General features: G+C 71.4%; 22 protein-coding genes, 1 tRNA gene and 1 pseudogene. 4 read left to right on the top strand and 20 right to left on the bottom strand.

Features of this window, described 5'->3' with window-relative positions:
- Nucleotides 1-21: 21 nt before the first annotated feature.
- The 3 genes from rpoZ to L1280_RS12895 all read right to left on the bottom strand — a co-directional run bounded on the left by rpoZ (nucleotide 22) and on the right by L1280_RS12895 (nucleotide 2,316).
- Nucleotides 22-321, bottom strand: a complete 300-nt coding sequence (rpoZ, locus tag L1280_RS12905; protein ID WP_104991610.1) for a DNA-directed RNA polymerase subunit omega — start codon at nucleotides 319-321, stop codon at nucleotides 22-24.
- Nucleotides 322-487: 166 nt separating this feature from the next.
- Nucleotides 488-562: transfer RNA gene (locus L1280_RS12900), tRNA-Thr, on the bottom strand.
- 59 nt (nucleotides 563-621) lie between these two features.
- Nucleotides 622-2,316, bottom strand: coding sequence for a dynamin family protein (locus L1280_RS12895; RefSeq protein ID WP_253582695.1), 1,695 nt, complete (start codon nucleotides 2,314-2,316; stop codon nucleotides 622-624).
- A gap of 148 nt (nucleotides 2,317-2,464) precedes the next feature.
- Between L1280_RS12895 and L1280_RS12890 the strand changes: the two genes are divergently transcribed.
- Nucleotides 2,465-2,677 carry a hypothetical protein gene (locus L1280_RS12890; RefSeq protein WP_253582694.1) on the top strand — a complete coding sequence of 71 codons (213 nt, stop codon included), beginning with the start codon at nucleotides 2,465-2,467 and terminating at the stop codon, nucleotides 2,675-2,677.
- A gap of 52 nt (nucleotides 2,678-2,729) precedes the next feature.
- Here the strand turns inward: L1280_RS12890 and L1280_RS12885 are convergent, their stop codons facing one another.
- The 10 genes from L1280_RS12885 to L1280_RS12840 all read right to left on the bottom strand — a co-directional run bounded on the left by L1280_RS12885 (nucleotide 2,730) and on the right by L1280_RS12840 (nucleotide 15,728).
- Nucleotides 2,730-3,431: a M48 family metallopeptidase gene (locus L1280_RS12885; protein WP_253582693.1), complete on the bottom strand. Its 702-nt coding sequence runs from the start codon at nucleotides 3,429-3,431 to the stop codon at nucleotides 2,730-2,732.
- 8 nt (nucleotides 3,432-3,439) lie between these two features.
- Entirely contained in the window at nucleotides 3,440-4,303 is an 864-nt protein-coding gene (locus L1280_RS12880; RefSeq protein ID WP_253582692.1) for a neutral zinc metallopeptidase, read from the bottom strand.
- 177 nt (nucleotides 4,304-4,480) lie between these two features.
- Nucleotides 4,481-7,900 carry an efflux RND transporter permease subunit gene (locus tag L1280_RS12875; protein WP_253582691.1) on the bottom strand — a complete coding sequence of 1,140 codons (3,420 nt, stop codon included), beginning with the start codon at nucleotides 7,898-7,900 and terminating at the stop codon, nucleotides 4,481-4,483.
- A complete protein-coding gene (locus L1280_RS12870; RefSeq protein ID WP_253582690.1) occupies nucleotides 7,897-9,129 on the bottom strand; it encodes an efflux RND transporter periplasmic adaptor subunit in 1,233 nt (410 codons plus the stop codon). The genes L1280_RS12875 and L1280_RS12870 overlap by 4 nt, the downstream gene beginning before the upstream one ends.
- Nucleotides 9,130-9,215: 86 nt before the next feature.
- Nucleotides 9,216-9,839 (bottom strand): TetR/AcrR family transcriptional regulator, encoded by a 624-nt coding sequence (locus L1280_RS12865; RefSeq protein ID WP_253582689.1) that lies wholly within the window; start codon nucleotides 9,837-9,839, stop codon nucleotides 9,216-9,218.
- 77 nt (nucleotides 9,840-9,916) lie between these two features.
- Nucleotides 9,917-11,050: an ABC transporter ATP-binding protein gene (locus tag L1280_RS12860; RefSeq protein ID WP_253582688.1), complete on the bottom strand. Its 1,134-nt coding sequence runs from the start codon at nucleotides 11,048-11,050 to the stop codon at nucleotides 9,917-9,919.
- Entirely contained in the window at nucleotides 11,047-12,603 is a 1,557-nt protein-coding gene (locus tag L1280_RS12855; RefSeq protein ID WP_253582687.1) for an iron ABC transporter permease, read from the bottom strand. Before L1280_RS12855 ends, L1280_RS12860 begins: the two co-directional genes overlap by 4 nt.
- Nucleotides 12,604-13,019: 416 nt before the next feature.
- On the bottom strand, nucleotides 13,020-13,508 hold the full coding sequence (locus tag L1280_RS12850; protein ID WP_253582686.1) for a hypothetical protein: 489 nt from the start codon (nucleotides 13,506-13,508) through the stop codon (nucleotides 13,020-13,022).
- A gap of 93 nt (nucleotides 13,509-13,601) precedes the next feature.
- Nucleotides 13,602-14,594: an extracellular solute-binding protein gene (locus tag L1280_RS12845; RefSeq protein ID WP_253582685.1), complete on the bottom strand. Its 993-nt coding sequence runs from the start codon at nucleotides 14,592-14,594 to the stop codon at nucleotides 13,602-13,604.
- Between the two features lie 114 nt (nucleotides 14,595-14,708).
- On the bottom strand, nucleotides 14,709-15,728 hold the full coding sequence (locus L1280_RS12840) for a D-alanine--D-alanine ligase family protein (protein ID WP_253582684.1): 1,020 nt from the start codon (nucleotides 15,726-15,728) through the stop codon (nucleotides 14,709-14,711).
- Between the two features lie 166 nt (nucleotides 15,729-15,894).
- On the opposite strand from L1280_RS12840, the gene L1280_RS12835 reads away from it, so the two are divergent.
- The 3 genes from L1280_RS12835 (at nucleotide 15,895) to L1280_RS12825 (ending at nucleotide 19,884) form a co-directional block, all read left to right on the top strand.
- Nucleotides 15,895-17,628: an ABC transporter substrate-binding protein gene (locus L1280_RS12835; protein WP_253582683.1), complete on the top strand. Its 1,734-nt coding sequence runs from the start codon at nucleotides 15,895-15,897 to the stop codon at nucleotides 17,626-17,628.
- 211 nt (nucleotides 17,629-17,839) lie between these two features.
- Nucleotides 17,840-18,862: an ABC transporter permease gene (locus L1280_RS12830; RefSeq protein WP_253582682.1), complete on the top strand. Its 1,023-nt coding sequence runs from the start codon at nucleotides 17,840-17,842 to the stop codon at nucleotides 18,860-18,862.
- A complete protein-coding gene (locus L1280_RS12825) occupies nucleotides 18,862-19,884 on the top strand; it encodes an ABC transporter permease (protein ID WP_253582681.1) in 1,023 nt (340 codons plus the stop codon). Before L1280_RS12830 ends, L1280_RS12825 begins: the two co-directional genes overlap by 1 nt.
- Nucleotides 19,885-19,935: 51 nt before the next feature.
- Here the strand turns inward: L1280_RS12825 and L1280_RS12820 are convergent, their stop codons facing one another.
- The 7 genes and pseudogenes from L1280_RS12820 to cobA all read right to left on the bottom strand — a co-directional run bounded on the left by L1280_RS12820 (nucleotide 19,936) and on the right by cobA (nucleotide 26,484).
- Nucleotides 19,936-20,463 carry a GNAT family N-acetyltransferase gene (locus tag L1280_RS12820; protein WP_253582680.1) on the bottom strand — a complete coding sequence of 176 codons (528 nt, stop codon included), beginning with the start codon at nucleotides 20,461-20,463 and terminating at the stop codon, nucleotides 19,936-19,938.
- Nucleotides 20,464-20,514: 51 nt separating this feature from the next.
- Nucleotides 20,515-20,958, bottom strand: a complete 444-nt coding sequence (locus L1280_RS12815; RefSeq protein WP_253582679.1) for a hypothetical protein — start codon at nucleotides 20,956-20,958, stop codon at nucleotides 20,515-20,517.
- The gene (locus L1280_RS12810; RefSeq protein ID WP_253582678.1) at nucleotides 20,951-21,841 is read right to left on the bottom strand and encodes a folate-binding protein YgfZ; all 891 of its coding nucleotides are present in this window, start codon (nucleotides 21,839-21,841) and stop codon (nucleotides 20,951-20,953) included. Before L1280_RS12810 ends, L1280_RS12815 begins: the two co-directional genes overlap by 8 nt.
- 65 nt (nucleotides 21,842-21,906) lie before the next feature.
- On the bottom strand, nucleotides 21,907-23,013 hold the full coding sequence (gene hemA / locus L1280_RS12805) for a glutamyl-tRNA reductase (RefSeq protein WP_253582677.1): 1,107 nt from the start codon (nucleotides 23,011-23,013) through the stop codon (nucleotides 21,907-21,909).
- Nucleotides 23,010-23,582 carry an NAD(P)-dependent oxidoreductase gene (locus L1280_RS12800; RefSeq protein WP_253582676.1) on the bottom strand — a complete coding sequence of 191 codons (573 nt, stop codon included), beginning with the start codon at nucleotides 23,580-23,582 and terminating at the stop codon, nucleotides 23,010-23,012. The genes hemA and L1280_RS12800 overlap by 4 nt, the downstream gene beginning before the upstream one ends.
- Nucleotides 23,583-23,679: 97 nt before the next feature.
- Nucleotides 23,680-24,792 (bottom strand): HD domain-containing phosphohydrolase, encoded by a 1,113-nt coding sequence (locus L1280_RS12795; RefSeq protein ID WP_253582675.1) that lies wholly within the window; start codon nucleotides 24,790-24,792, stop codon nucleotides 23,680-23,682.
- A 130-nt stretch (nucleotides 24,793-24,922) separates the two neighbouring features.
- A pseudogene (cobA, locus tag L1280_RS12790) lies at nucleotides 24,923-26,484 on the bottom strand (uroporphyrinogen-III C-methyltransferase).
- Nucleotides 26,485-26,500: the final 16 nt, after the last annotated feature.

Below are 26,500 nucleotides of genomic sequence, written 5' to 3'. Positions count from 1 at the left end.
GGTCCCTCGCGTTGGTCCGGTTCAGTCGCGTTCGCGCTCGCGCTCGGCGTTGAGCTGGGCCTGAAGCTGGGCCTGCCGCTGGCGCACGTAATCCTGGTGGAAGCGGGACTCGTCCATCAGCTCGGTGCCCACCGTGAGCTTGCCGGTGGCGAGTTCGCGCATGGCGAGCGTGACGAGGTTACGGGTGCGTGCCCGCTGCTCGTTCGAGACGACGCTGGGCGCCCCGGAGCGCAGTTGCAGCGCCCGCTTAGCGGTCACGACCGACAGGCGGTACTTGCTGTCGGTGAGGGAAAGAAGCTTGTCGATATCTTGCTCGGCCATGTGGAAAACCCCTTTCATCCGGCCTCCGCCCTGGTGGGGGCGGGAGGAGCCGGGCATCCGGCCTGCCCCTGGTGGGCTGGCGTCACTCAGCCGCTCAGTCTAGCCCACCGGAGCGGAGGAATGCGGAGATCAACAAAAAGCCCCGCACCAAGGCGGGACTTCTCTCTGGAGCCAGAGGTCGGATTTGAACCGACGACCTACTGATTACGAATCAGTTGCTCTACCCCTGAGCTACACTGGCGCGGCAAAAATGCTGCACGCACAAGGGTAGACGATGGCCCCGGCCTTGTCAAACGCCCCTTACCCCAGCGCCTTGACCTCGGTCCGGAGGGTGTCGAGCCGTGCCCGCAATTCGGCGGCGCGGGTGCGGGCGGCCTCCAGCCGGATCTGCTCCTGCGCGGTAAAGCGGGTGTAGGGGCTGATCGCGTCGCGCAGCCGGGCGTCGGCCCGCTCCTGCTCGCGCTCGTACTCGCGCCGGATGATCTGTCCCAGGGCTTCGCGCAACCCCTCCACCTTCTGACGGAGCTGGCGGTGGGCTTGCAGGCGCTTGTTGGGCAGCACGAAGAGGCCCAGGCTCCCCAGCGTCAGCCCGGCGAGGATGCCCCCGGTAAAGTCCAGCGCCGACGCCCCCACGAGCGCCCCGATCCCCGCGCCGAGGCCGATGCCCCCCGCGAGGCCGCCCACCGCCCCCTTGAGGGCGTCCTCCGCGTCACGTGAGAGCTGGCGGGCGAGTTCCTGCTCGGTGGTCGTCTCGAGGTGCTGGCGGGCGCTCCCCGCGATGCCCTCCAGCAGCGCTCCCCGGTCGTAGGAGAAACGGGTGCGGGCCACCTCGCCTTGGGGCTGGCGGCGAATCAGGAAGGCCTGCACGTCCTCCCAGAAGTGCAGGTTGGCTTCCACGAAGCGGTCGATCATGGTGCCGAACTGCCGGTCGATGGCCTCCGGGAGGTCGGCCACCGCCTCGCGCCGGAAGCCCTCCTCCAGCTCCCGGCTGTTCATCAGGCCGCGCAGGTTGGAAAAGCGCAGCTTGTCGTCGATGAAACGGTCGGCCCGCACCTCGAACTCGCCCAGCAGGCGGCCCAAGCGGTTGAGTTGGCCGTCGAGTTCACCCAGCATCGTTTCCCGGTGGCGCTCGCGCTGCGCTTCGAGGTCGCGCAGGATGGCAAGGTCCTCGGTGAGGGTCTTGCGGGCGGCCTCGGCCCGCGTCTCCTCACCACTCAGGATCTCGGCGGCGGTCGAGAGCGGGCTTTGCAGCTTGAGGCGGGTGCGCTCGGTCTCCGAGAGGCGGGCCTGGAGGGCGTCCCGCAGCGCCCGGAAGCCCGCGTCGCCGCCGCGCTGCTCGGCCCGCGCACTGATCAGAAAGACGGGCGGGGTCAGGCCCAGCACGCCCCGCGCCCCCGCTTCCACGAACTGCCGCACCTGCTCGCGCTGCCCTTCCGTCTCCAGCAGGTCCGCCTTGTTCACGACCAGCACCACGCTGCGCCCCCAGCGGGCGGCGAGGCCCAGGAACTGCCGCTCGGACTCGGTGAAGGGCCGGTCGGCGGAGGTCAGGAACAGCACGAGGTCGGCGCGGGGCAGGAAGCCCTCGGTCAAGGCCTGGTGCTGGCGGATGATCGCGTTCGTGCCGGGCGTGTCCACCAGCGCTACCCCCTCCAGGCTGGGCAGGGGGTAGGTCAGGCGGCTCACGAAGGGGTCGCGGGTGGGTTCCATCTCGCCGGGGCGGTCGCCGTGCACCAGCACGTAGATGCGGTCGGTGGTGGGTGTGACGCCCTCGGGGAGCACCGCCGCGCCCAGCAGCGCGTTCACGAAGCTGCTTTTGCCCGCGTTGAACTCGCCCACGACCACCAGCAGGAAGCTCTCGTCCAGCGAGCGCACGGCGCCCCGCGCGTACTCGACGGCCTCCGGGGGCGCTCCCTGCGTCTCCAGAAAAGCCTGGAGGTCAGCGAGGAGCGCCCGCTCGCGGGAGAGGAGGTCTTGCACGGCAGCGGTCACGAGCATGGCGTCAGGGTACCCGCCGCCGCAGGGCGCGGGTCTTGCGAAATCCTGTAGGTCATGGCCCCCAGGTGAAGCTCCCTTCACCCCCCTCGGGCGCGGTCCTCCTCTGGGGTGGGCAGACTGGGGGCAATTCCCACAGGAGGTAGCCCCCATGACCGGACCCTACGACCGACCGCCCATGCCCGCCACCGAACCCACCGACACCCCTGCGCCCCTGCCCGAGCGGATGCCCGGCGGCGACGACACCGGTCCGATCATGGATCCCCCCATGAACCCGGACCTGCCGGGGATGCCCGAGCCGGACCCGACAGGCAATCCGGACACGCCGGGGCTGCCCAGCCCGACACCGATGCCTGCGATGTGAAGCCGACATCCGAGCCGCCGACTTGCTCAGGTCGGCGGCTTTGCCGTGCTGTTCAGGAGGGCAACAATGTATGCCCCTGCTCGCGCAGCCAGCGCCGCCACTGGGCATGCTCGGGCATCCGGCAGGCGACATGCGCCCAGTAGCGGGGCGAGTGGTTGAGTTCCAGCAGGTGCGCGGCCTCGTGCAGGGCGACGTAGCGGGCGACTTCCTGGGGAGCGCGGCTGAGCGCCCAGTGCAGCCGGATGTCGCCGCGCGAGGTGCAACTGCCCCAGCGGGTGCGGGCACCGCTCAGGGCCACCCGTCCGAGCCGGTCCCTGGCCCCCAACGCCTCCGCGTATTCCTCCACCCAGGCGCGGAAGAGGGGAAGGGCAGCGGCGCGACTCCACCCCTCCAGGCTCGCGGCAAGGTCCGGACCGGCTGGCAGACGCAACTCGTCGCCCAGCCGCTCCGCCTGACGCAAACCGGGCACCAGCCGCAGGGTCAGCGTCTCGCCCAGGAAGGGGTAGGGGGAGCCGTCCTGCCACGGTGCCGGGGGGGACTGACGCGCCGCGAAGGTCCGCAGATGCCGCTCGGCCCACTCGCGGCGGGACTCCACGAAGGCGGAGAGCGTTTCCTTCGGTGTGCGGGCGGGCGCGTGCAGCACGACCTCGCCGGGGCGGACCTGCAAGGCCAGCGTGCGGCGGCGGGCGCTGCGGCGCAGTTGCACCGGAACGCCCCCGACCGTCCACGGGGGGGCAAGTCGGGGGCGCGGCATGGCCTCTGTTATAGCTGGTTGTAGTCCCGGTTGAAGGTGTCGCACTGGTTGGGATCGCCGCTCTTGAAGCCGGTCATGAACCAGTTCACCCGCTGCTGGCTGCTGCCGTGGGTAAAGGAGTCGGGCACCACGTAGCCCCGGCTCTGGCGCTGCAGGGTGTCGTCTCCGATCGCCGCCGCCGTGTTCACGGCCTCGCGCACGTCCTCCTGGGTCAGGTTGGCGAGGCTGGACACCTGATTGCCCCACACCCCGGCGAAGCAGTCGGCCTGGAGTTCCAGGCGCACCCCATAGCTGTTCGCCTCGGCCTCGGTGCGGGCGCCCTGCTGTGCCCGGGTGACCTGATCGGCGATGCCGAGTTCGTTCTGGACATGGTGCCCGACCTCGTGCGCGATCACGTAGGAGTAGGCGAAGTCGCCGCCGCCGCCAAGCTGCCGGTCCATCTGCGCGAAAAAGGCGGTGTCGATGTAGATCTTGTTGTCCAGGGGGCAGTAGAAGGGGCCGGTCGCGCTCGTCCCCTGGCCGCAGGCGGTGGGCACCGAGCCCCGGAAGGACACCAGGATGGGCTTGGTGTAGGTGCGCGCCGCCTGCTGGAAGACGCCGCTCCAGACCTCGTTGGTGCTGCCCAGAATCCGGTCGAGGAACTCATATTCTTCGGTTTCGCCCGCCGTGCCCGGCTGGGTCTGGGGTTGGGTCTGCGCTGGCGGGGCCTGGGTGCCGCCCGTGATCACGCTGGGGTCGACCCCGAAGAACATGGCGATCAGGGCGATGATCAGGCCACCGATCCCGCCGCCCACCGCGAGGCCACCGCCCGGCAAACCACCGCCACCCGTTTGCACTCCGCCGCCGCTGCGGGGAAGGTTTCTCCAGTCCATGTCCAGCCTCCTTCGCTGCGCCCGCTGCCCCAGCGCGGCCCGGATGCGGGCCGTCCTCGGCTCCTTCGTGGCTCAGGGGGCATTGTAGGAGTCCCCCCGTGAGCGGGTCTTGACCAAGCCATAGGAAAAGGGGCGGAGGGCTCCTGTTTCCCCTCCACCCCCTCCCCTGCCCCGCGCTCAGTCGGCGGCGGGCACGGCGCCCAGCGGCACGGGCGCGGGCGGCGCGGCCCGGCGGCGCTCGAAGAAGTAGAAGACGGCGGGCACCACGAAGAAGGTGAGCAGCGTGGACGTGATCACCCCGCCCAGAATCACGATGCCCAGGCCCCGGCGGAACTCGGCGCCGTCGCCCTGCCCCAGCACCAGCGGAATGCTGATCACCAGCACCGTCAGCGTGGTCATGAGGATGGGCCGGAAGCGCAACTCGGCGGCCTCGATCAGCGCCTCACGCAGCGGCAGCGAGCGCATCCGCTCGGTCACGAATTCGAGGTACAGGATCGAGTTCTTGGTGGAGAGCCCGAGCAGAATCACCATGCCCAGCACCGTGATCACGTCGAGGTCCACCCCGAACAGCGCCAGCGTCCACAGTGCCCCCACGATGGCGAGCGGCACCGGCAGCAACAGGTAAATGGGGTAGCGGAATGAGTTGAACTGCGACCCGAGCACGAGGTAGGTCAGCAGCACCGCGAGAAGGAGCACCACCGGGCCATAGAACACGAGGTCTTCCGTCAGCCCCGCCGTCCCGAAGGAGGACGCGTTGCCCAGCGTCACCCCGTCCGTCAGGAGGCCCGCCGCCTCCGCCCGGTCGAGGAGCGTCTGCTGGTAGGCGAAGGCGTTGGGACCGCCGGGCACGAGGTCGATGTCGAGGCTGGCCGTATACGCCTTGTTCAGGCGGCTGAGGGTGGCCGGGGCCTGCCGGGTCTGGAAAGAGCCGAGGGCCGAGAGCGGCACGTTGGCCCCCAGGGCGGGCGCGAAGACGGTCTGGTCGAGCAGGCTCTCGCCGCCCTGCACCTGCGCGGGGTCGAGGCGCACCACGATGTCCACGCTGCGGTCGCCGTCGCGGAGTCTCCCCGCCACGCTGCCGTCGTTGTAGGTCCGCAGGGCCTGCGCCACGTCGGAAACGGTCAGGCCGGTGCCCGCCAGCCGCGCGGGGTCGGGCACGAAGGTGCGCTCCTGCCGGGTGGCCGAGAGGCTGCTTTCCAGCGAGGCGATGTTGGGGTCAGCCCCGAGCAGCCGCACCAGCTCCCGGTTGCGTTCCACCAGCAGCGCCTGATTGGGCGCGGTCAGGGCGAGGCTGAGGTCCGAACTGCCTCCCGGTCCCGCCTGTTGCGAGCTCACCCGCACCTCCGCGCCCGGCACCCCGGCGGCGAGGGCCGAGAGGTCGCGGGCGTAGCTGGCGGTGAGGGCCTCGATGCCGGGGCGCTCCTCACGCGGGGCCAGGGTCACGGTCAGGCTGGCGGTGTTCGCACTCGTGCCGCCCGTCACGCCGCCCGCACCCACGCTGGTCTGCACCAGCCGCACCTCCGGACGGGCCAGCAGGTTCTCCTCCAGCCGGGCAGTCAGGGCGTTCGTGCGCGAGAGTTCGGTGCCGGGGGGCAGTTCGAGGTCAGCGGTCAGGAGGCCGCTGTCACTCTGGGGAACGAAGGCGAACCCGATGTTCCGCAGCGCCAGCGGGGCACTCAGCAGGAAGGCCGCCGCGATCAGCATGACCACCCAGGGCCGCCGCAGCACCCCGCCCACACTGCGGGCGTAGGCGCGGGCGGTCGCCGTGACGCCCCGGTTGGTCCAGCCGTGCAGGGTGCCTGTCAGCGCCTCCAGCACGGCGAGCATCACGCTGAGGAGATAGCGGACCAGGGTGAGCAGCACGGGCGCCAGAAGGGTGGAGAGCACGGCGACGGCGGGCCGCTCCAGCTCCGTCAAGCGGTCGAGGCCCACCCACAGCGCCGCCCCCGCCAGCGCGAGCAGCAGCAGGCCGGAAAGGGTCCGCACCCCCGCCAGCGCCTCGCGGAAAAAGCGCGGCAGCCGCGCCAGCACGCCCGGCACCTGCCGCCAGTCAATGGGCTGCGGGTCGCGGGTGTACGCCATGCGGACGGTGAGGAACAGCAGACTTTCCAGCCAACTCAGCGTAATCGCCGCCGCCAGCCCCAGCCCGAACTGGCTGAAGAACTGGCCCAGGATGCCGGGCATGAACGACAGCGGAATCAGCACCGCGAGCAGCGAGAAGGAGGCCGCCGTGACCGCCGAGAAGACCTCCGAGCCGCCCAGCAGCACGCTGCGCAGGAGGCCGTAACCCATGTCGCGGTAGCGCTGCACGTTCTCGGCCACCACGATGGAGTCGTCCACCACGATGCCGATGGCGACGATGATTGCCAGCAACGAGATGATGTTGAAGGAAAACCCGAACAGGCTGTAGAGCAGCGGGGCAGCGCTGATGGAGATGGGAATGGCGAGGATGACCGCGAAGACCGTGTTCAGCCGCCCCAGGAACAGCAGCACGATGACGCCGACCGCGCCGATGGCGATCAAAAACTCCTTGAAGGTGTCCTCCACCGTCGCGCGGGTGGCGGTCGTGGTGTCACTGGCGAGGGTCAGGCGGTAGCCGTCCGGGAGGGGCTGCTCCTCCAGCGCCCCCGTCACCTCGTCCGCGACGGCCACGCTGTTCGTGCCGCTGGCCTTGCGGACGCTCAGCAGGACGGCGGGCTGCCCGTTCACGCGGGCGTAGCTCGTCGCGCGGGCGGAGGTGTCGCGCACGGTCGCCACGTCCGCGACCCGCAGGCCGGAGGCGGGGTCCACCACGATCCGCTCGACCTCCGCGAGGCTGGTCGGCGTGTTGCGGGTGGAAAAGCCCACCGTGGTGCCGTCCTGGGTGACGCTTCCCGCCGGGAGGTCTAGCGCCGAGGCCTGAATCGCCCCCGCCACCCGCCCCGGCGTGAGGCGGTAGGCCTGGAGCCGGGTGGGGTCGAGCAGCACCTGCACCTGCCGCGCCGGGCCGCCCGACACTGCGACATCGGCCACGCCGGGCACGCGCTCCAGCCGGGGCACCAGCGTGTCCTCGGCGTACGCCGCCACGTCGGGGGCGCGGGCCGAGCCGCCCAGCAGGGCCAGGGTCAGGATCGGGGTGGCGTTGGGGTCGAACTTCTGCACGACCGGCGCGTCCGCCCCGCTCGGCAGCGTGGCGCGGATGGCCGCCACCGCCTGCGAGACGCTGTTGGCCGCCGAGTCGATGTCGGTGCCGTCCGAGAAGGTGATCACCACCGCCGACTGGTTGCTCACGGAAGTCGTGTTGATGTCCACCACCCCGCCCAGGGTGCTCACGGCGGCCTCGACCCGCTGGCTGACCTCGCGGTCCACCTGGTCGGGCGTCGCACCGGGGTAGGCGGTCGAGACGGCGAGGACCGGCACCTCGAAGCTGGGCAGCAGTTCCACCCCCAGCCGGGTCGTCGCCAGCAGCCCGAACAGCACGACCATCACGAAGATGCCGATGGAAAAGACGTAATTGCGAACGCTGAAGCGCACGGCGGGGTGGACGATCGGCTCCGGGGTGCCGTCGGGCAACCTTCCGCGCGGCAGGGTGAATTCGGGGGGTTCGTGGGTGCTCATGACTTCCCTCCGGCGACCCGCACCCGCGCCCCATCCTGAAGGCTGCCGGGCACGGGCGTGACCACCCGCGCCCCGGCGTCCAACCCACGCACGGCGACCTGCCCCCGCGCCTCGGCATCCACCCGGACAGGCACGCGCCGCGCGACGCCGCCCTCCACGACGTAAACCGCACTCTCGCCGCCCTCCACGCTCAGGGCCGACGAGGGCACGAGGACGCCGCCGCCCACCGTCGCCCGGTAGCGCACCTGCGCCGCGCCGCCCACCGGCAGGTCGGCCCCGCCTTCCACCCGCGCGGTCACGGGCACGAGGCGGTCACCCCCCGCCACCCCGCTGACCTCGTTCACGACGGCCACGTAGGTCTGCCCGCCCGCGTCGAGGTTCAGCCGGGTGCCAGGTGCGAGGGCCGCCGCGTCCGCCGGGGTCACGTTGAAGCGGGCCTCGACGTTCCCGGCCTCCACCAGCCGGAAGACCGGGCTGCCCTGCCCCACCGCCTCGCCCACCTCGGCCGCGACCGACACCACGACCCCCGCGAAGGGGGCACGGACGACCGTGCGGGCCTGCGCGGTTTCGGCCTGGGTGACCCCGGCGCGGGCGCTCTGCACGCTGAGTTCGAGGGCCTCTGGGCTCCCTGCTCCCGCCCGCCCGTTTTGCGCCAAGGCGTTGCGGGCCTGCGCGAGCGCACTCTCGGCCTGCGCCTGCCCGGCCTGGGCCGCGAGGAGTTGGGCTTCGCTGATCTGGTCGTCGTCGTAGCGGTCCTGGGCGTCCTGCGCCTCCTGACGGGCACGGCGCAGGCCCAGTTCGGCGGCGCGGACCCCGGCTTCCAGCGCAGGCCGGGCTGCCTCCACCGCCTCCCGCGCCTGCCGCAGGCTGAGTTCGGCCTGCTGCAACCCCAGCCGCGCCGAGGTCAACGCCTGCTGCGCCGCTGTGTCATCGAGTTGCACCACGCCCTGCCCGTTCGCCACCCGCTCGCCTTCCCCCACCAGCACGCGGACCACCGTGCCGCCCGCCTGCGCCGCCACGTTGCTGTCGCGGCCCGCCTCCAGCGTCGCGGCCACGGTGCGGGGCACCGTCAACTCGCCCTCCTCGGCCCGCACCGTCCGCACGGCGAGCGCAGTCGTCTTGGGCGGCGGGGTGGAGAGGCGGGTGGCCGTCTCCTCTCCCCCTCCCCCCTCAGGCGAGCAGGCCGTCAGCGCGAGCAGGAGGGTCAGGGGCAACAGGGCGCGGTTCACGCGAACCACCGGGGAAACGAGGGGACGGGGGGCTGGGGATGGGGCATAGGGGAAACCTCCGAGGAAGGGCAAGGAGTGAGGAGCGGTCAGGGCGCGAGGCCGGGCCACAACAGGTCGAGCAGCGCGGAGACGAAGCGGTCGGGGTCCGCAGGCGTGAAGTGGGGCGCAGGGCACGGGGGGGCGTCCTCCCCCTCTGCCCCGGCGAGCAGCTCGCGGTGGACATGCTGGGTCAGCGCCCCCAGCAGCGCGAGGGCGGCGATCTCCGGGTCCTGCGGGCGCACGCGGCCCAGGCCCATCTCCGCACGGAGGTAGGCGGCCAGGGCCTCCAGGTCCCGGCGCAGCGGGTCCCCGATTCGGCGCAGCAGCGGGTTGTGATCGGGGGCGTGCCCCTGCGAGAGCATCAGCGTGAGGCGGGGCACCACCCGCGCCGCGTCCTCCAGCACGCGCCGGGCGACGTGTTCCAGATGCCCGCGCACCTCGCCCGTCCCCACCCGGCCCGGCAGGCCGTCGCGCCAGGGGGCCACGTCGCGCAGGCCCACCGCCGCCTCGAACAGGTCGGCCTTGGTCGCGTAGCGGGTAAAGAGCGTGCCTTCCGCGACGCCCGCCCGCCGCGCGATTTCGGCGGTGGTCGCCCCCACGCCGCGCTCCAGAAAAACGGCGCGGGCCGCTTCCACAATCTGTTCGTCCGAGACACTCCGGGGCCGGGCCATGTAACTGAGTATGGACTCAGGAATGACAGGGGGCTGGTACGTTTGCCTACAGTGGGGACGCCGCTCTTCCTCGGGGGCTACTGCACCGCCCGCGCCGGACAGGTCACGCGCACGCGGACTTCCTCGCCCTCCGGCCAGACCTCCTGGCCCGAGGTGTGGACGAGCAATTCCTGGCCGCCCAGCCGCACTGCGTAGGTCACGTCATGCCCCTTGTACTCGCGGGCCACGATGGTAACCGGGGTGCCGTCCTCGCCGGGCCGCGCGAAGGCCAGATGCTCCGGGCGCACGCTCACGAGGACCGCTCCCTGCGCGGATTCCTCCAGCGGCAGGTCGCCCAGGGCGGTGCGGGCCAGATGGCCGTTGGCAGTACCCGACAGCAGGTTGCTGCGCCCCAGGAAGTTGGCGACAAACGCGGTGCGCGGGTGGGCATAGACCTCGTGCGGGGGGCCGATCTGTTCCACCTTGCCCGCCCGCATCACGACGAGGCGGTCGGAAAAGGCCAGCGCTTCCTCCTGGTCGTGGGTCACCAGGATGGCGGTGGTCCCGCTCTGGCGCAGGATGGCGCGGACCTCCTGCCGGGTGGAGTGGCGCAGTTGGGCGTCGAGGTTGGAGAAGGGCTCGTCCAGCAGCAGCAGCGCGGGCCGGGGCGCCAGCGCACGGGCCAGCGCCACCCGCTGCTGCTGCCCGCCCGAGAGTTGATGCGGGTAGCGGCCCTCGAAGACGGTCAGGCCGACGAGCGCGAGCGTCTCACGGGCGCGGGCCAACCGCTCGGCACGGGGCAACCCGGACAGGCCGAACAGCACATTCCCCAATACGGTGAGGTGCGGGAAGAGGGCGTAGTCCTGAAACACCAGGCCGACGCCGCGCCGCTCCGGGGGCACGGGCGGGGCGGTCATCTCGCGGCCCGCGATGCGGATGCTGCCGCTGTCGGGCGTCTCCAGCCCCGCGATCAGCCGCAGGGTGGTCGTCTTGCCGCAGCCCGATGGCCCCAGCAGCGTGATCAGCTCGCCGGGCACCACCCGCAGGTCCAGCGCCTCCAGCACGGGGGGCAGGCCCGGCGCGTAACTTTTGGTCAGGGCCGCGATCTCCAGCAGCGGCGCGGCGGGGTCGGCCAGGGTCGCGGCAGCAGCGGCAGGAGCCGGGGGCGTCAGGGTCGCGCCCGCTCCCCGGCGGGTCAGCCGGGCACGGAAGCCGGAAGGGGCGTGGGTCATGTCCTCTCTCTCCTCAGGATCAGCACGGTGAGCAGCGCCCCGCTCAGGGCCAGCACCAGCGCGTAGGGGGCCGCCGCCGCGTACTGCGCTTCCTCGGTGTACGTCCAGACGTTGCGGGCCAGGGTGTCGAAGCCGGTGGGGGCCAGCAGCAGGGTCAGCGGCAGTTCCTTGAGGACGCTCAGGAACACGAAGGCCGCGCTCGCCAGCAATCCGGGCCGCATCAGGGGCAGGGTGACCTGCCAGAGGCTCCGGGCAGGCCGGGCACCCAGCACCCGCGCGGCTTCCTCCAGCCGGGGCGTCGCCCTCGCCAGCGAGGTGCGAATGGGGCCGATCGCCTCCGCGACGAAGTGCAGCGTGTAGGCCAGGATCAGCAGGGCGAAAGTCTGGTACAGCCCCGGCGCCGATCTGAGCACGAAGAAGACGAGCGCCAGCGCGAAGGCCAGCGGCGGCGTCGCGTACCCCAGGTAGGCCACCCGCTCGGTGACCCGGGCCGCCCGCCCCGCGTAGCGGTTGCCGATGTAGGCGAGCGGAAAGGCGAGGACCGTGGTGGTGATCGCCGCCACCCCCGCCGCCGTCAGTGCCGAGCGGGTCGCGTCCCACAGCCCGGCAAGCGCGTAGGGGTTCTGCTCCAGCCGCAGCCAGTAGCCCACCGTGCCCAGCGGCACGACGAGCGCGGCGCCCGCCAGCAGCCCGATAAACACCCAGGCGGGCAGCGTCCAGCCGCGCAGGGGCACGCGGGCGGGCTGCCGCGCTCCCCCCGGCGACACCCGTGCCAGAAAGACGCCGCGCATCAGCCGCGCCTCCAGCCACAGGGTCAGCCCGGTCACCACGAGCAGCATCAGCGCCAGCCACGCCGAGTACACCCGGTCGTAGGCCGCCGTGTACTGCTGGTAGATCGCCGCGCTGAAGGTCGGATAGCGCATCAGGCTGGTCACCCCGAAGTCACCCAGCACATGCAGGGTCACCAGCAGCCCCCCCGACAGCCACGCCGGGCGCAGGTGCGGCAGCGTGACCTCCCGAAAGGTCTGCCCCGGCGTGCGGCCCAGCAGCCGGGCGGCGTCCTCCAGCGCGGGGTCTTGTGCCCGCAGCGCGGCGTGCAGGTTCAGGAAGAGGTACGGGAAAGTAAAGAGGGTCAGCACCCCCAGCGCCCCCCAGAACCCGCTCGGCCCCGGCCAGCTCAGGCCGGTCGCCGCCCAGATGGTGCCGCCCGGCCCGCTCGCGGCGATCAGCGCGTACGCCCCCACATACCCCGGAATCGCCAGCGGCAGCACTCCCAGGAGCGTGAGAACCCAGCGCGGCCGGAAGGTCGTTCGGGCCGCCAGGTAGGCGAGCGGCAGCGCCACCGCTGTCCCGGTCACGAGGACCCCCAGTGCCAATCCCAGGGTGTTGCGCAAGAGTTCCAGATTGCGGACCCGGAACACGATCTCGCGCAATTCCTGCGCCTCAGCCCCGAAGGCCCGCAGCACGAGGTACGCGAGGGGCAGCAGCACCCCCAGTGCGGTCAGCAGGGCGGGCAGGGCCAGGGTGGGGGGCAGTCGGCGGCGCAGGGTCATGGGAAAGGGCAGGCCGCAAGGGGCCAACCGCGCCAATTTATCAGAGCAACTTGGTCGGGATTGGAGGGCAGGCGTCCCGGTGCGGTCCATCCGGTCCACGCGCACTGTCTTCGGACAGGGAGCATGACAATGGGGACCGAGAGGGCTACGCGTCCAAAAGAGGTGAGCGCCCGTGGCTTCAACACGGACGCTCGGAAAGGGGGTGCTCTCTTGAACCACAGGAAGCCTCCCAGAAGAAAAAGGGCTGTTTCACCAAAACGGATGGCCGAGTGGCTCGCGGTTCTGATCGCGCTGCTCCCTGCCCTGAAGTTGGCCGCCAAACTTTACCGGCTGATCCTCACCTGAGCTCAGCCTTTCGTGCGTCCCCACGCGTCGCCCCGACAAGAGGACACCCCCGGCCCCGGCTGAGGGTTTGGCTATCCCCCCTCCGCCCCGGCCCTCCGCTCCCGCCGCCCGACCAGCTCAGCCACCGCCAGCGCAGGCAGCAGGCTCAGCAGCACTCCACCGACAAAGCCGGAAAACAGACGCACTCTCTGCTCAGGCGGCAGCCAGAAGGCGGCATTCACGCTGAGGGTCCCCAGCCAGAGCACCACCACCGCCAGCAATCCCACGCCCCACGAGACCCAGAAGGCCTCGCGCGGCCAGCGCGTGCGCCGGGGCAGGGCACACAGCAGTCCCACCAGCAAGCCCACGATCAGGAACAGGTTCGAGAAGCCGACGGTCAGCGGGTCGATGGACCCGGAGGGCTCCGACTTCCACGTCAGCACCGGCCACAGCGCGGCGAGTACCCACGCGGGCCAGCCCAGCACCCCCAGCACCCGCGCCGGGGCGGGCCGCAGCCGCAGCAGCCCCAGCACCACCGCGCCGGTCAGCAGGGCACCCAGCACTCCCCCCAGCAGGCTCATGCCTTCACTTCACCACAAGCGGAGGAGGCCCCGCCCACGGGCGAGACCTCCCCTCTTGTGCTGGCGGCTGGAAGCTGGCCGCTGGCACCGGCCTTACAGCAGCCCCGCCTCGCGCAGCAGCCGCTGGGCCTTCTCGATGTTCTTGGGGAGCACGGCGGGGTCCACGCGCGGGCTGCGCTTGGTGACGTCGCTGAAGCTCAGCATGGTGGTGGGCTGGATGATGTTGCCGATCACCGGGTACTCGAAGTTCACGCTCAGGAAGAAGGTCTGCGCGTCCTTGCCGGTCAGCGCCCCCAGGAAGCGGGTGGCCGCCGCACGGTTCTTGCTGGTCTTCAGGATGGCCGCGCCCGTCGCGTTGCCCAGGTTGCCGATGTCGCCGTTCTTGAAGAAGTAGGTCTCGACCGGGTAGCTCAGGCGGTTGACGCGCTGGATGTAGTAGTGGTTGGTGAGCGCCACGTCGATCTCGCCCGCCCGCATCGCTTCGAGCATCCCCACGTTGCTGGTCTTGTAGTCCTTGGGTTGCAGCGCCTTCATGCCCTCGATCCACTGCCGGGTCGTGGCCTCGCCGTGCTTGGCGATCATGCCCGCCAGGAAATCCTGGAAGGAGGGGTAGCTGACCGTCCAGCCGATGCGGCCCTTGAGGGAGGTCATCTTGGGCAGGTCCAGCACGCTGTCGGGCAGGTCGCCCGGCTTGATCTTGTTGGGGTTGTAGGCCAGCACCCGGAAGCGCACGGTGGTGGGCAGCCAGGTGCGGTCGTCGGGCACGTAGTCGGGCGCCACACCGCGCACCATCGCGGTCGTCAGCTTCAGGAACTTGCCGTCCTCGGCCAGTTCGCCCAGCGCCCCCACCGAGTTGCCCCAGAACACGTCGGCGGGGCTGCGGCTCCCCTCCTCGCGCAGCGCGGCGACCAGTTGGCTGTCGGTGCCGTAGCGGACATTCACCTTGATGCCCGTTGAGCGCTCGAACTGCTGCACGATGGGGTCCACGAAGGTCTTGGCGCGGCCCGAGTACACGGTGATCTGGGACTGGGCCAGCGAGGAACCGGAGAGCAGCAGGGCAGCGGAGGCGAGCAGGAAGCGCTTCATGGGGCGAATCCTAAGTAAGCTGCTCGGAATTGTCAACTCGGAACGTGGGGGGGTGGATCGTGGGGTCAGGGCGACCGGGAAGTCACCATCCACGTTCTACGATCTACGATCCCCTCACCGCCTCTCCAGCGCCAGCTCGATCAGCCGGGTCACCAGCTCGCTGTAGCTCAGGCCCGCCGCCTCGAACAGCTTGGGGTACATGGAGGTCGTGGTAAAGCCGGGCATGGTGTTCACCTCGTTCAGGAACAGCTCGCCCGTCTCCTCCACGTAGAAGAAGTCCACCCGCGCCAGCCCCGCACCGTCGAGCGCCCGGAAGGCCGTCAGGGCGAGGCTGCGGACCCGCTCGGCCACCTCGGCGGGAAGGGGGGCGGGGATGTGCATCTCGGCGCGGCCCTCGGTGTACTTCGTCTCGTAGTCGTAGAAATCGGCGTCGAAGCGCAGTTCCCCCACCGGACTGGCGATCGGCGCGTCGTTGCCCAGAATCCCGACCTCCACCTCGCGGGGCCTCATGGGCGTCATCGCCTCCAGAATCACGCGGCGGTCGAGGGAAAAGGCCAGGTCGAGGGCCGCCTGGAGGTCCTGGGGGCGGCTCACCTTGCTGATCCCCACGCTGGAGCCGAGGTTGGCGGGCTTCACGAAGAGGGGGAAGCCCAGTTCAGCGGCGCGGGCCTCGACCTCCTCCGGCCGGGTCTGCCACTCGCGGCGCACGGCGAGGCGCCAGTCCACCTGCGGAATGCCCACCGACGCGAGCACCTGCTTGGTCATCACCTTGTCCATGCTGACCGCCGACCCCAGCACGCCCGACCCCACGAAGGGAATCCCCGCGAGGGTCAGCAGGCCCTGGATGGTGCCGTCTTCCCCCATCGGGCCGTGCAGCAGCGGAAAGACGGCGTCGTAGCCCTCGGCGCTCGCGGCGCGGTGCAGCACGAGGTCGCCGCCGGGAACGGCCTGCCCGGTTTCCAGGGCGCGGGCGGTGTCGGTCGGCGGCAGCCAGCGCCCCTGCGGGCTGATGACCACCGGGGTCACGTCGAACTGGTCGCGCGGCAGGGCCGAGAGGACACTTCGGGCACTCATCAGGCTGACCTCGTGTTCGCCGGACTGACCGCCCGCCAGCAGCAGGATGCGCTTCTTCATCGCGGGGCAGTATGGCACCCGGCGCGGGGTTCACCCCAAGGCCCCTTGAAACCTCTCACATGCCCTGCTCAGGCTGCGCTATCATTGGCGCCGTCTGACATCCACAGGTTTCCGGCCCGGCCCACCGGCCCACGGCGCGTCAAACCGCTCTGCCTCAGGAGGCACCATGAAGAAAGTTGCTCTGCTCAGCTCCCTGCTTCTCGCCGCTGCAGTGACCAGCACCGCCCAGGCCGCCGTCGCCAAGGACACGCTGGTCGTCCAGTGGGCCGCCGACGTGCCCACGCTGGACCCCGCCGCCACCTATGACACCGCCTCGGGCGCGATCGTCGAGAACATCTACGAGACCCTCGTGACCTACAAGGGCGCGAGCATCCGCGAACTCGAGCCCCTGCTGGCGACCAAGTGGGCCATCAGCAACGGCGGCAAGACCTACACCTTCGACCTGCGCAAGAACGTCAAGTTCCACTCCGGCAACACCATGACCTGCGCGGACGCCGAGTACACCTTCGAGCGCAACCTGGTCACCAACGCCGCCGAGTCGGGCAACTGGTTCTTCTCGGAGAGCCTGCTGGGCACCGGCTCCAACGCCGCCGACGACAAGAGCATCACCTGGGCCAAGATCGACAAGGCCGTGGAGTGCAACCGCGCCGGGCAGCTCGTCTTTACGCTGCCCAAGGTCGACCCCGCGTTCCTCTCCAAGCTCGCCTACGCGGGCCAGAGCGTCGTGGACCGCCAGCACGCCATCAAGGTGGGCGAGTGGAAGGGCACCGAGGCCGACTGGAAGAACTGGATCGGCAAGGACCTGCAGGGCAGCAACCTGAACAAGCAGCCCAGCGGCACGGGCGCCTACCGCCTGGTGCGCCGTGACGCCAATGCGATTCTCGCGCAGGCCTTCCCCGGCTACTGGGGCAAGAAGCCCGCGATCCAGAACGTGGTGATCCAGAAGGTGCCTGAGCTCGCCGCCCGCCAGCAGGCCTTCTTGCGCGGCGACGCCGACATCATCGAGACCGGCGGCCGCGCCAACATCGAAGAGCAGCTCAAGGGCAAGCCCGGCGTGGTCGTGGTGGACGGCCTGCCCAACACCAGCGCCACGGCGATCTTCATGAACGAGAAGATCGCGGACGCCAGCCGCCTGGGCAGCGGCAAGCTCGACGGGCGCGGCATCCCGGCGAACTTCTTCAGCGACGTGAACGTGCGCCGCGCCTTTGCGTACTCGTTCAACTACGCGCAGTACATCCGCGACGTGCAAAACGGCAAGGGCAAGCAGCGCACCATGCTGCTTCCCGACACCTTCCCCGGCTACGACGAGAAGGTCAAGACCTACAAGTACGACCCCAAGCAGGCCGAGGCGTACTTCAAGCGGGCCTGGGGCGGCAACGTCTGGAAGAACGGCTTTACCCTGAACGTGTCCTACCGCGCCGGGGCCGTGCCCTCGCAGACCGCCATGGAAATCCTGAAGAAGAACGTCGAGGCGCTGAACCCCAAGTTCCGCGTGAACATCCAGGCCAAGGAATGGTCGGCGATGCTCAACGATTCCAAGGCGGGCAAGGAGCCCATGATCATCATCGGGTGGGCGCCTGATTACGCCGACGCCGACAACTTCATGTACACCTTCTACTCCAGCAACGGCTACTACTTCCCGCGCAACAACTGGAAGGACGCCAGCGTGGACAAGTGGCTGGAGCAGGCCCGCTCCACCACCAACGCGGCCACCCGCAACCGGCTGTACTCGCTCGTCGGCCAGCGGGCCTACGAGCAGGCCCCCTTCGTGCTGATCCCGGCGGGCGTGGGCATCATCGCCCACCGCGACAACCTCGTGGGCGTGAGCGCCCGCGCGTACAACCCCATGATCAGCTTCGACGACACGGGCACCTACTGGAAGGAACTCAGCAAGAAGTAAGGCGGCAGCTTGACGGGACGGGGACGGTCTTCGGGACCTTCCCCGTCCCCTTTTGCCGCGCCCCTTTGTTCCGGGGGGTACCCCGCGTGTATGGTGGAGTGCTGACGCTCCTTTCCCGCCTCACCCGCTTTCATCACAGAACCCTGACCAGGGGCGAGAATCAGCGCCGACTCCCGGACTTCCGGAGATTCCCACCTTCCTAGAGGTTGTCATGCTCAATTTCATCGTCCGCCGCCTCATTCAGATTCCGCTGGTCATGCTGGCCCTGTCGGTGCTGATTGTGGCCCTCACGATGCTGCTCACGCCCGCGCAGCGGGCGGCGGGGTACATCCGCAGCGACCAGCAGGCCGCGCAGCTTGAGCGCATCATCCGCGACCGGGGGCTCGACCAGCCCTTCCCGGTGCAGTACGGCAAGTGGCTGCAAAGCACGCTCTCGGGCGACCTCGGCTTTTCCAAGTCGAGCGGCCAGCCGGTGCTCGACACCATCATCGAGCGGCTGCCCAACACCATCGAGCTGACGCTGGTGACCGCCATTCCCATCATCCTGATCGGGGTGTGGCTGGGCACGATGAGTGCGCTGAACAAGGACCGCTTTATCGACCAGGTGCTGCGGGTGTTCGCCGTGCTGGGCTACAGCCTGCCGACCTTCGTGCTGGGGATCGTGCTGCTGGCGGTGCTGTACGGCTACCTGGGCTGGCTGCCGGGCGCGGGGCAACTGGAGGTCGTCAACCAGTTCGCCGTCGGGGACATCCGGCGCTACACCGGGATGCTGGGGCTGGACGCGCTGCTCAACGGGCGCTTTGACATCGCCCTCGACGTGTTGCGGCACCTGATCATGCCCGCCTTGACCCTGATCATCGTCTCGGGCGCGACCATCCTCAAGGTGATGCGCAACAACATGCTCGAGGCCCTGTCGAGCGACTACGTGCGCACCGCCCGCGCCAAGGGCCTGCCCGAACGCGCCGTGAACCTCAAGCACGCCCGGCGCAACGCGCTGCTGTCGGTGATCACGCTGGGGGGCTTCCTGATCATCGGCCTGCTGAGCGGGTCGATCATCACCGAGACGATCTTCGCCTACCCCGGCATCGGGCAGTGGGTGGTGCAGTCGGCGCTGCAACTCGACGTGCCCTCGGTGCTGGGCTTCGCCCTCCTTTCGGCGATTATCGTGGTGGTGGTCAGCACCCTGACCGACATCCTGTACGGGGTCGTCGATCCCCGCGTGAGGTTTGACTGATGACGACCGTTCCCGCTGCCCCCGCCGCGCCCGAAAAGCGCAGCGCCGTGCGCGACTTCCTGTCCTCGCGCCCCATTCAGAAGCTGCGGCGCAACAAGCTCGCCATGCTCGGCCTGATTGCCGCGCTGCTCTTTTTGCTGGTCGGCTTCTTCGCGCCCCTGATCGCCCGCCCGTCGGTCGGGTCCAACTGCCTGCGTGACCTGGGCGCCAGCAGCCCGCAGGAGATCGCCAATCCGCTGGGCGGCGTGTTCTGGAAGGCGCACTTTGCCGCACCTGACAGTTGCTACGCCATCGAACGCGAGAGCTTCTCGCCCACGCCCAGTCCGCCCAGCGCCGAGGCCCCCTTCGGCACCAGCCAGGGCTACGACATCTTCTACGGCCTGATCTGGGGCACCCGCACGATGTTCAAGCTGTCTTTCATCATCGTGGGCATCACCCTGCTCGTGGGCGTGATCATCGGCGCGATCAGCGGCTACTACGGCGGCTGGATCGACAACCTGATTCAGCGCTTTATCGACGTGCTGTTCGCGCTGCCGGGCCTGGTGCTCACCATCATCCTGATCACCTTCCTGAAGGCGAGCAATCCGGGCATCGACCCCGCCTTTCCCATCATCGCGGCCTACACCGTGACCGGCTGGGCGAGCTACGCCCGCATCGTGCGCGGCGACGTGCTGCGAACCCGGCAACTGGAATTCGTGGACGCGGCCCGCAGCCTGGGTGCCCGCGACTGGCGGCTGATCCGGCGGCACATCATTCCCAACAGCCTCGCCAGCGTGATCACCCTCGCCGTGCTGGACCTGGGCACCATCCCGCTGAGCATCGCCGCGCTGTCGTTCCTGGGTCTGGGCTTCCCGACCGGCTACGCCGAGTGGGGCCAGCTCGTGGACTTCGCCCGCGCGTGGTTGCAGCCGCAGTATTGGTACGTGATGGTGTACCCGGCGGCCTTTATCATCCTGTTCAGCCTCGCCTTTAACCTCTTTGGCGACGCCCTGCGCGACGCCTACGACCCCAAGACGCGCTGAACCGCTGCGCCTCTGCCCGCCCCCGGCCCTCCCGCCGGGGGCGGGTTTTCGTTATCTGGCCCGCGCCCACCCGGTCAGGTCGCCGTCGTCCTCGTCCCAGGCGGTGCCGACGGACACGAAGCCCAGCTTCTCCAGCACGCGGGCGCTCGCGGGGTTGGCCACGGCCGCCCACGCGGTCACCCGCCGGACCTCGGGGCGGGCGAGCAGGGCCGCCACCAATACGCCGACCGCCTCGGTCGCGTAGCCCCGGCCCCAGACGTCGGGGTTGAGGCCGTAGCCGATCTCCACGTCACCCGCCTCATCGGGCACGCCGCCGCCCTTGGCGCCCATCTGGCCGATGGCCGTGCCGGTCGCCTGCTCGACCAGGGTGGCGCTCCAGCGTTCGCGCCCAGGGTCGAAGGCCGCCAGCCGTGCGGGCAGAAGGGGCAGCAGGTCGCCGGGCCACGCCGGGGGGTAGGTCACGGTGAGGGGGCCGTCTGGCGTGGAAAGGGTGGCCGTGAAGGGGGCCTGCGCGAGCCGTCCCGCGATGACCTCGCGGGTGAGGGGGACAAGGACGAGGCGGGAGGTGCGGCCATACATGGCCGCAGGCTAGAGCGGACCTGCCGCAGGCGGCGTCGGCCGGGTGGCGGGTCAGGTCCGGCGCGGGCCTGCCGCCTGCACCCAGCCCGGCACCCGGTTCCACGCGGCGGCGTACCCCAGCCCGGCCAGCGCCCAGAGCGCGACCACCGCGGGGGGCTGCGCGAGTAGGGTGCACCCCAGCAGGAAGGGGACGGCGGGAGCGCCCCCCGATTGCAGGGCGGCGGTCAGGACGGCGCGGGCGGGGGGCTGGCCGGGGTCACGGGCCGCCGAGTGCGCCAGCCGCAGCACCAGCGCGGCGAGCAGCGCCCCCAGCCCCGCGAGCACGGCGACCCACAGGGGGGGCAGCAGGGCAGGGCCACTCAGGGCGTACACCGCCCCCAGCGGCAGTCCCGGCAGCGCCAGCACCCCGAACCCCGCCGCCTGCGCCCGCCGCGCCGCCCGCACGAGATCGGCGGGCTGGCCGCTGCCGACCTCGCGGACGAAGGCTTCAAACATCGGCAGGAGCGGCCGAAAGGGGCGTCAGGGTTTCGACGGTCGCGGGCACGCCGCCCACCTCCACCCGGTCCCCCGCCGCGAGTTCGCGCCGCAGCCGGGCGAGGCTGAGGCCCTGGGCAAAGGCGCCCGACTGCCCGACCACTTTCCCGCCCTGGGTCACCTCGGCCCGCTCGGGGAGGCCCTCGCCGCGCAGCCGCGCCAGGGCGTAGCGGGCCTGTCCCCGCGCCTCCAGCCGGGCCATGATCTCCTGGCCCACGTAGCAGCCCTTGCGGTAGCTGATGGCCGGGAGGGGGCCGCCCACGTCCAGCCCGATCTCCGGAATCAGGGTGCCCGCGAAGCCGTCGGCGTCCACGTCGGGAATCCCGGCGCGGATGCGGGCGGCGTGCAGCTCGGGGAGGGCGACCCCGGCGCCCGCCAGCGCCCCCAGCACCGCCTCCTCCTGCCGGGCGAGGAAGTGCAGGTCCACCCCCGGCGCCCCGGTGCGGTTCACGCGCCCGCCCAGCACGGTGGCCCCTGCCAGCCCGAACTCCTGCGCGTCGCCGCCCGCCGGGTCCCAGCCGGGGAGATCGGCTTCACGCCAGACGTGAATGGTGCGGAGGTCCTCCGACAGATCGGCCAGCTCCACCTGATCGAAGATGATGTAACGCCGCAGCCGCCCCTCCAGCGCCGGGGCCTGCCCCGCCCCGAGGTGGAGGTACACGTCGCCGGGGCGCCTGTACACATGGGCGAAGAACTCGATCTGCCCGCGCACGTTCAGGAAGCAGGCGGCGACCAGGCCGGGGGTGGGTGCTCCCCGCAGGTCATTGGTCATCTGCCCCTGCGCGAAGTCCACCCGGTCTGACCCGGTCAGGCGCAGGGCGCTGGAGGGAAGGCGGGTCCACATGGGGCTCAGGCTACGGGAAAAGGGGGCGGCGATGTGGGGCGGGGGGCAGGGTTCAGGCGGGGCTGTCAGTCGCTTGCCGCCGCCAGCTCACGCCCGGCCCGCAAGGCCCGCTGCGCCTCGCGGGTGAGGTTCCAGCGGGTCAGGTCGGAGACGCCCTCGCGGACGATCGCCTCGGCGTGGGGCAAGGCGGCGCGGCGCGACTGGAGGTTGCGGCTGACGATGGCGGTGAGGTCGTCGAGGTTGTAGAGGTGTGCTCCCGCCACGCCCCCGATCTCGGGGTCGAGGATGCGCGGCACGCTGATGTCGATCAGGAACATGGGCCGCCCCGGGCGCCCTTCCAGCGCTGCCGCCACCCCTTCCGGATGCAGAACGTAGTGGGGTGCGGCGCTCGACGCGATCACCACGTCCGCCAGGGGCAGCGCCTCGTGCAGCAGTTCGGCGGCGCAGGCGCGGCCCCCCACCCGCTCGGCGAGCGCCCGCGCCCGCTCGGCGGTGCGGTTGACCACGATCACGTCCTCCACCCCCGCCGCCCGCAGGTGGGTCAGGGTCAGCTCGGCGGTTTCGCCCGCGCCCAGAATCAGGGCGGTGCGCCCCGCGAGGCCCCCCAGCGCCGAGTGCGCGAGTTCGACGGCGGCGCTCGACACGCTGACCACCCGGTCGGCGAGGCCCGTCTCGGTGCGGACCCGCTTGCCCGCCGCGAGTGCCCCCTGCGCGACCTTGTTCAGGACCGTCCCCGATAGCCCGAGGTCGCGCGAGGCCTGCCACGCCCGCTTGACCTGCCCCTGAATCTGCGTCTCCCCGATCACCAGGCTGTCGAGCCCCGCCGCCACCCGGTAGAGGTGGGTGGCCGCCGCCTCGCCCCGGTGGACGTACAGGTGCTCACCCAGGTCCCCGCCCCACGCGTCCCCGAAGACGGCGCGGGGGTCGCCGCGCAGCCCCGCGAGGTAGACCTCGGTGCGGTTGCAGGTCGCCAGCAGCATGACCTCGCGGGCAAAGGGCGAGAGGTGCGAGAGCACGGCGGCCTCGTTCCCGGCGCGGACGGCGGCCCGCTCGCGGACCTCGACCGGGGCGGTCTGGTGGTTCAGGCCCACCACCACGAAGTCGAGCGAGGCGGGCGGGGGCACGTGCGCCCCGGCGAGCAGGGCGCGGCCCGTCGGGCAGGCCAGCGTCATGCGCCCACCCCGGCGGGCGGGAGGCCCACGGCCGCGCGGATATCGGCCCGCAGCGCGGCGATGGCGGCCTCCCGCTCGGTCCCCGGCAGGGTCAGCGCGGCCTCGCGGCGCTCGGCCCAGGCGTCCACCTGCTCGGGGGCCGGGAGCAGCCCGGCGAGGCGCTCGGCGAGGGCCTGCGCGAGCAGCGGCAGTTCGCGCCCGGTGGTAAAAGCCACCTCTACCCCACCCCGGCGGGTCACGGCGGGAAAGCGCAGGGTGCCCTGCGCGGCGTCCCCGGCGTGGTTGACCAGAGCGCCCGCCGCGTGGGCCTCGGCCGCCACGGCGGCGTTGACCTCGGCGCTGTCCGTCGCCGCCACGACCACCCGCGCCCCCGCCACGTCGCCGGGGCGATAGGGGCGGGGATCGTGCCCCACGGGAAGCGCGGCGAGGTCGGGGTGCAGCGCGGGGGCCACCACCCGCACCCGCAGTCCGGCACCCAGCAGGGTGCGGGCACGGCGCAGCGCCACCGGGCCACCCCCCACGACCACCGCAGCCTCACCGCTCAGATTCAGGAAGGCGGCCAGCGTCACGCGGGGCAGCATAGCGCGGTCCGGCCGGGGCGGGCGTCCCCGACCGAACGGTCAGAAACTCCGCCGGGAACGGGATTTTTGGGAAGGAGGAAGCCGGCTACAGGCACCCCTGCCCCCGCACCGCTTCCGGCCCGGCGCCTGACCCGGTCCCCTGGGCAAAGAGGGTCAGGAAGGCCCCGACCACCCTGGGGTCGAACTGCCGCCCCGCCTCGGCGCGGATCAGCGCCAGGGCACCGGGCACGCTCAGGGGCGCCCGGTAGGGCCGCTGGTGGGTCAGGGCGTCAAAGACGTCGATCACCGAGAAGACGCGGGCCAGGGCCGGGATCGCCTCGCCCGCCAGCCCGTCGGGGTACCCGGCCCCGTCCCAGCGTTCGTGGTGCGAGCGCACGACCTCCAGCACCTCGGGCGGCATGGTGGGGATGCGCCGCACCAGGGCCTCGCCGGTCAGGACGTGGCGCTGCATCTGGCGGCGCTCCTCCGGGGTCAGCGGCCCCGGCTTGAGCAGGATGTCGTCGGGCACGCTGAGCTTGCCGATGTCGTGCAGGTAGGCCCCCTGCCGCAGGTGGTCCTGTGCCGACTCGTCCAGACCCAGCGCCCGGCCCAGCCGCATGGACAGGGCCACCGTGCGCCCGGTGTGGCCCTGGGTTTCGTAGTCGCGGGCTTCGAGCGCCAGCCCCAGCGCGAGCAGCGCTCCCTCGCGGGTGGCGGCGGCGCGGGCCGTCTCGTAGGTGCGCTGAAGGGTCACCGTGCCCGCGTTGGCGAAGGTGACGAGCAGTTCCTCGTCGCGGGGACTGAAGGGCGGGTCCTCGCGGCCCACCGTCAGCACGCCCAGCAGCCGACCCGAGGAAGAACGCAGCGGCGCGAACAGCGAGTGGGTCGGCGGCACCCCCGGCGCCCGCACGATCCAGGGGGGCGTCTCGTCGCGCCGCAGGTGCAGCAGCGGGTCTTCCGCCAGGGCCGCCCGCCACGAGGCCCCCTGCCCCCGCGTCAGGGTCAGGCCCAGGTCGCCCGCGTAGGCGCCCGCCTCGGCGGTCACGCGCAGCACGTCGGCCCCTGGCAGGTAGCGCAGGAAGGCCGCCGACCGGGTGCCCAGCAGGGTCACGCTCTGGCGGGTCAGGGTCGCTTCCACCTCGGCGCCCGAGGCCGCTGCCAGCAGCGAGCGGCTGAGGTCCAGCATCACCCTCAGCGCTGCCCGGTCGTCCACGCTCACGGTCCCCCCTGGGAAAACCGGGTCCGCGCGGCAGGGTGCATGGGCGTAGGGTGACATATGCCTGCGCGTCCTGCCGCCCCCTGTTCGGGGAGTCTGGACCGGGTGCAAACGCGGCTTTTCGCGGGGGCCGTCAGCGGGGGCCGAGCACGGCGCCCTCCGCCGCGTCGGCCAGCGCCTCCAGCGACGCCTCCCGCGCCACCGTCACGCGGGTGAATCCGGCCTGCCGCGCCGCGTCCGCCGTTTGCGGTCCCATCGCCACCACCCGGAACTCCGTGCCCGCCAGCGCCGCGAGGTGCCGCGCCGCGCTGCCGGAAGCCAGGGTCACCACATCGGCCCCGCGCAGCCGCGCCAGCGCCCCCTCGCCCGGCTGGGCAGGTTCGGTGCGGTACAGCTCGGCGCGGTCGTAGCGCACGCCCCGCCCCTCCAGCGCCCGCTGCAATTCGGCCTCGGCCAGTTGGGAGGTGAGGTGCAGGGCGAGGTCGCCGGGCCGGGTCGGCAACTCGGCCCCCAGGTGCCGCGCTCCCGGCGTCCCCGGCACGAAGTCGGCGGGTCGGCCCCGCTGGGCCAGCGAGCGGGCCGTGCTGGGGCCGACCGCCGCCAGCCGCACCCCGGCGAGGACATCGGCCCCCAGCCCCAGCCGTTCCAGGTGCTCAAACAGCGCGGAGACTGCTTGATTGCTCGTCAGCAGGAGCCAGCCCACCCCCGACAGGTCACGCAGCCGGGCGTGCAGGGTGGCCTCGTCCCCGGTGGGCGCGAAACGGATCAGGGGCACCTCCAGCACGTCGGCCCCCCGCGAGCGCAGCACGTCGGACAGGCTGCTGGCCCCCTCCCGCGTGCGGGTGACGGCCACCGTGCGCCCGGCGAGGGGACGGCCCGGAGCCGTCACTGCGCCTCCCCCTCCCCCGCTGCCTGCAAGGTGCGGAAGAGGTCGGAGTCCTCGAACCAGCGCAGCGACTCGCGCAATCGCACGACCTCGCCCACCACGGTGACGGCGGGGGCCTCCAGCCCGGCCTCGCGCACGGCCTGGGCGATGGTGGCCAGGGTGCCCGTCGCCACCCGCTGCCGCCCGGTGGTGCCCCACTGCACGGTGGCGGCGGGGGTCTGCGGGTCGCGCCCCGCCGCGATCAGGTCGGCGCTGATCCCCTCCAGGTTCCGCACGCCCATCAGCAGCACCAGCGTGTCCACCCCGGAGAGGCGCTCGTAGTGGGCGCCGCCTTCCTTCGTGTTGCCCGTCAGCACGGCGAAACTCCGGGCCAGCTCGCGGTGGGTGACCGGAATCCCGGCGTAGGCGGGCGCGGCGACGGCACTCGTCACGCCGGGAATCACCTCGAAAGGGACCCCGGCGGCCACGCACGCCTCGGCCTCCTCGCCGCCGCGCCCGAAGACGAACACGTCGCCGCCCTTGAGCCGGGCGACCCGCTTTCCGCCGTCTTCCTGCGCCTTCTGCACGATCAGCGCATTGATCTGCTCCTGCGAGATGTACTCGGAGAAGCCCTTTTTGCCCACGTAGATGGTCTCGGCGTCCGGGCAGTGCCGCAGCAGTTCGGGGTTGGCGAGGTAGTCGAACAGCACCACGTCGGCCGCCCGCAAGGCTTCGGCCCCCCGCAGCGTGAGCAGCCCCGGATCGCCCGGCCCGGCCCCGATCAGCGAGACGAAGGCGCGGGAGGGCGGGGCGGCAGAAGCGTCGGTCATGGCAGACAGGCTAGCG

Origin of the sequence: Deinococcus sp. HSC-46F16 (genome assembly GCF_024171495.1) — a bacterium.
Classification (GTDB): domain Bacteria; phylum Deinococcota; class Deinococci; order Deinococcales; family Deinococcaceae; genus Deinococcus.
Note: the sequence above shows the minus strand (reverse complement) of the source record. Positions and strands in the feature narration are given on the sequence as shown.

Bases quoted from the DNA above. Each gene is read 5' to 3' on its own strand.
- rpoZ (WP_104991610.1), bottom strand. From the start codon at position 321: ATGGCCGAGCAAGATATCGACAAGCTTCTTTCCCTCACCGACAGCAAG.
- L1280_RS12860 (WP_253582688.1), bottom strand. From the start codon at position 11,050: ATGACCCACGCCCCTTCCGGCTTCCGTGCCCGGCTGACCCGCCGGGGA.
- L1280_RS12825 (WP_253582681.1), top strand. From the start codon at position 18,862: ATGACGACCGTTCCCGCTGCCCCCGCCGCGCCCGAAAAGCGCAGCGCC.
- L1280_RS12830 (WP_253582682.1), top strand. From the start codon at position 17,840: ATGCTCAATTTCATCGTCCGCCGCCTCATTCAGATTCCGCTGGTCATG.
- L1280_RS12880 (WP_253582692.1), bottom strand. From the start codon at position 4,303: ATGGACTGGAGAAACCTTCCCCGCAGCGGCGGCGGAGTGCAAACGGGT.
- L1280_RS12850 (WP_253582686.1), bottom strand. From the start codon at position 13,508: ATGAGCCTGCTGGGGGGAGTGCTGGGTGCCCTGCTGACCGGCGCGGTG.
- L1280_RS12840 (WP_253582684.1), bottom strand. From the start codon at position 15,728: ATGAAGAAGCGCATCCTGCTGCTGGCGGGCGGTCAGTCCGGCGAACAC.
- L1280_RS12885 (WP_253582693.1), bottom strand. From the start codon at position 3,431: ATGCCGCGCCCCCGACTTGCCCCCCCGTGGACGGTCGGGGGCGTTCCG.
- L1280_RS12895 (WP_253582695.1), bottom strand. From the start codon at position 2,316: ATGCTCGTGACCGCTGCCGTGCAAGACCTCCTCTCCCGCGAGCGGGCG.
- L1280_RS12810 (WP_253582678.1), bottom strand. From the start codon at position 21,841: ATGTGGACCCGCCTTCCCTCCAGCGCCCTGCGCCTGACCGGGTCAGAC.
- L1280_RS12820 (WP_253582680.1), bottom strand. From the start codon at position 20,463: ATGTATGGCCGCACCTCCCGCCTCGTCCTTGTCCCCCTCACCCGCGAG.
- L1280_RS12845 (WP_253582685.1), bottom strand. From the start codon at position 14,594: ATGAAGCGCTTCCTGCTCGCCTCCGCTGCCCTGCTGCTCTCCGGTTCC.
- L1280_RS12855 (WP_253582687.1), bottom strand. From the start codon at position 12,603: ATGACCCTGCGCCGCCGACTGCCCCCCACCCTGGCCCTGCCCGCCCTG.
- L1280_RS12835 (WP_253582683.1), top strand. From the start codon at position 15,895: ATGAAGAAAGTTGCTCTGCTCAGCTCCCTGCTTCTCGCCGCTGCAGTG.
- L1280_RS12865 (WP_253582689.1), bottom strand. From the start codon at position 9,839: ATGGCCCGGCCCCGGAGTGTCTCGGACGAACAGATTGTGGAAGCGGCC.
- L1280_RS12815 (WP_253582679.1), bottom strand. From the start codon at position 20,958: ATGTTTGAAGCCTTCGTCCGCGAGGTCGGCAGCGGCCAGCCCGCCGAT.
- L1280_RS12890 (WP_253582694.1), top strand. From the start codon at position 2,465: ATGACCGGACCCTACGACCGACCGCCCATGCCCGCCACCGAACCCACC.
- L1280_RS12875 (WP_253582691.1), bottom strand. From the start codon at position 7,900: ATGAGCACCCACGAACCCCCCGAATTCACCCTGCCGCGCGGAAGGTTG.
- hemA (WP_253582677.1), bottom strand. From the start codon at position 23,013: ATGACGCTGGCCTGCCCGACGGGCCGCGCCCTGCTCGCCGGGGCGCAC.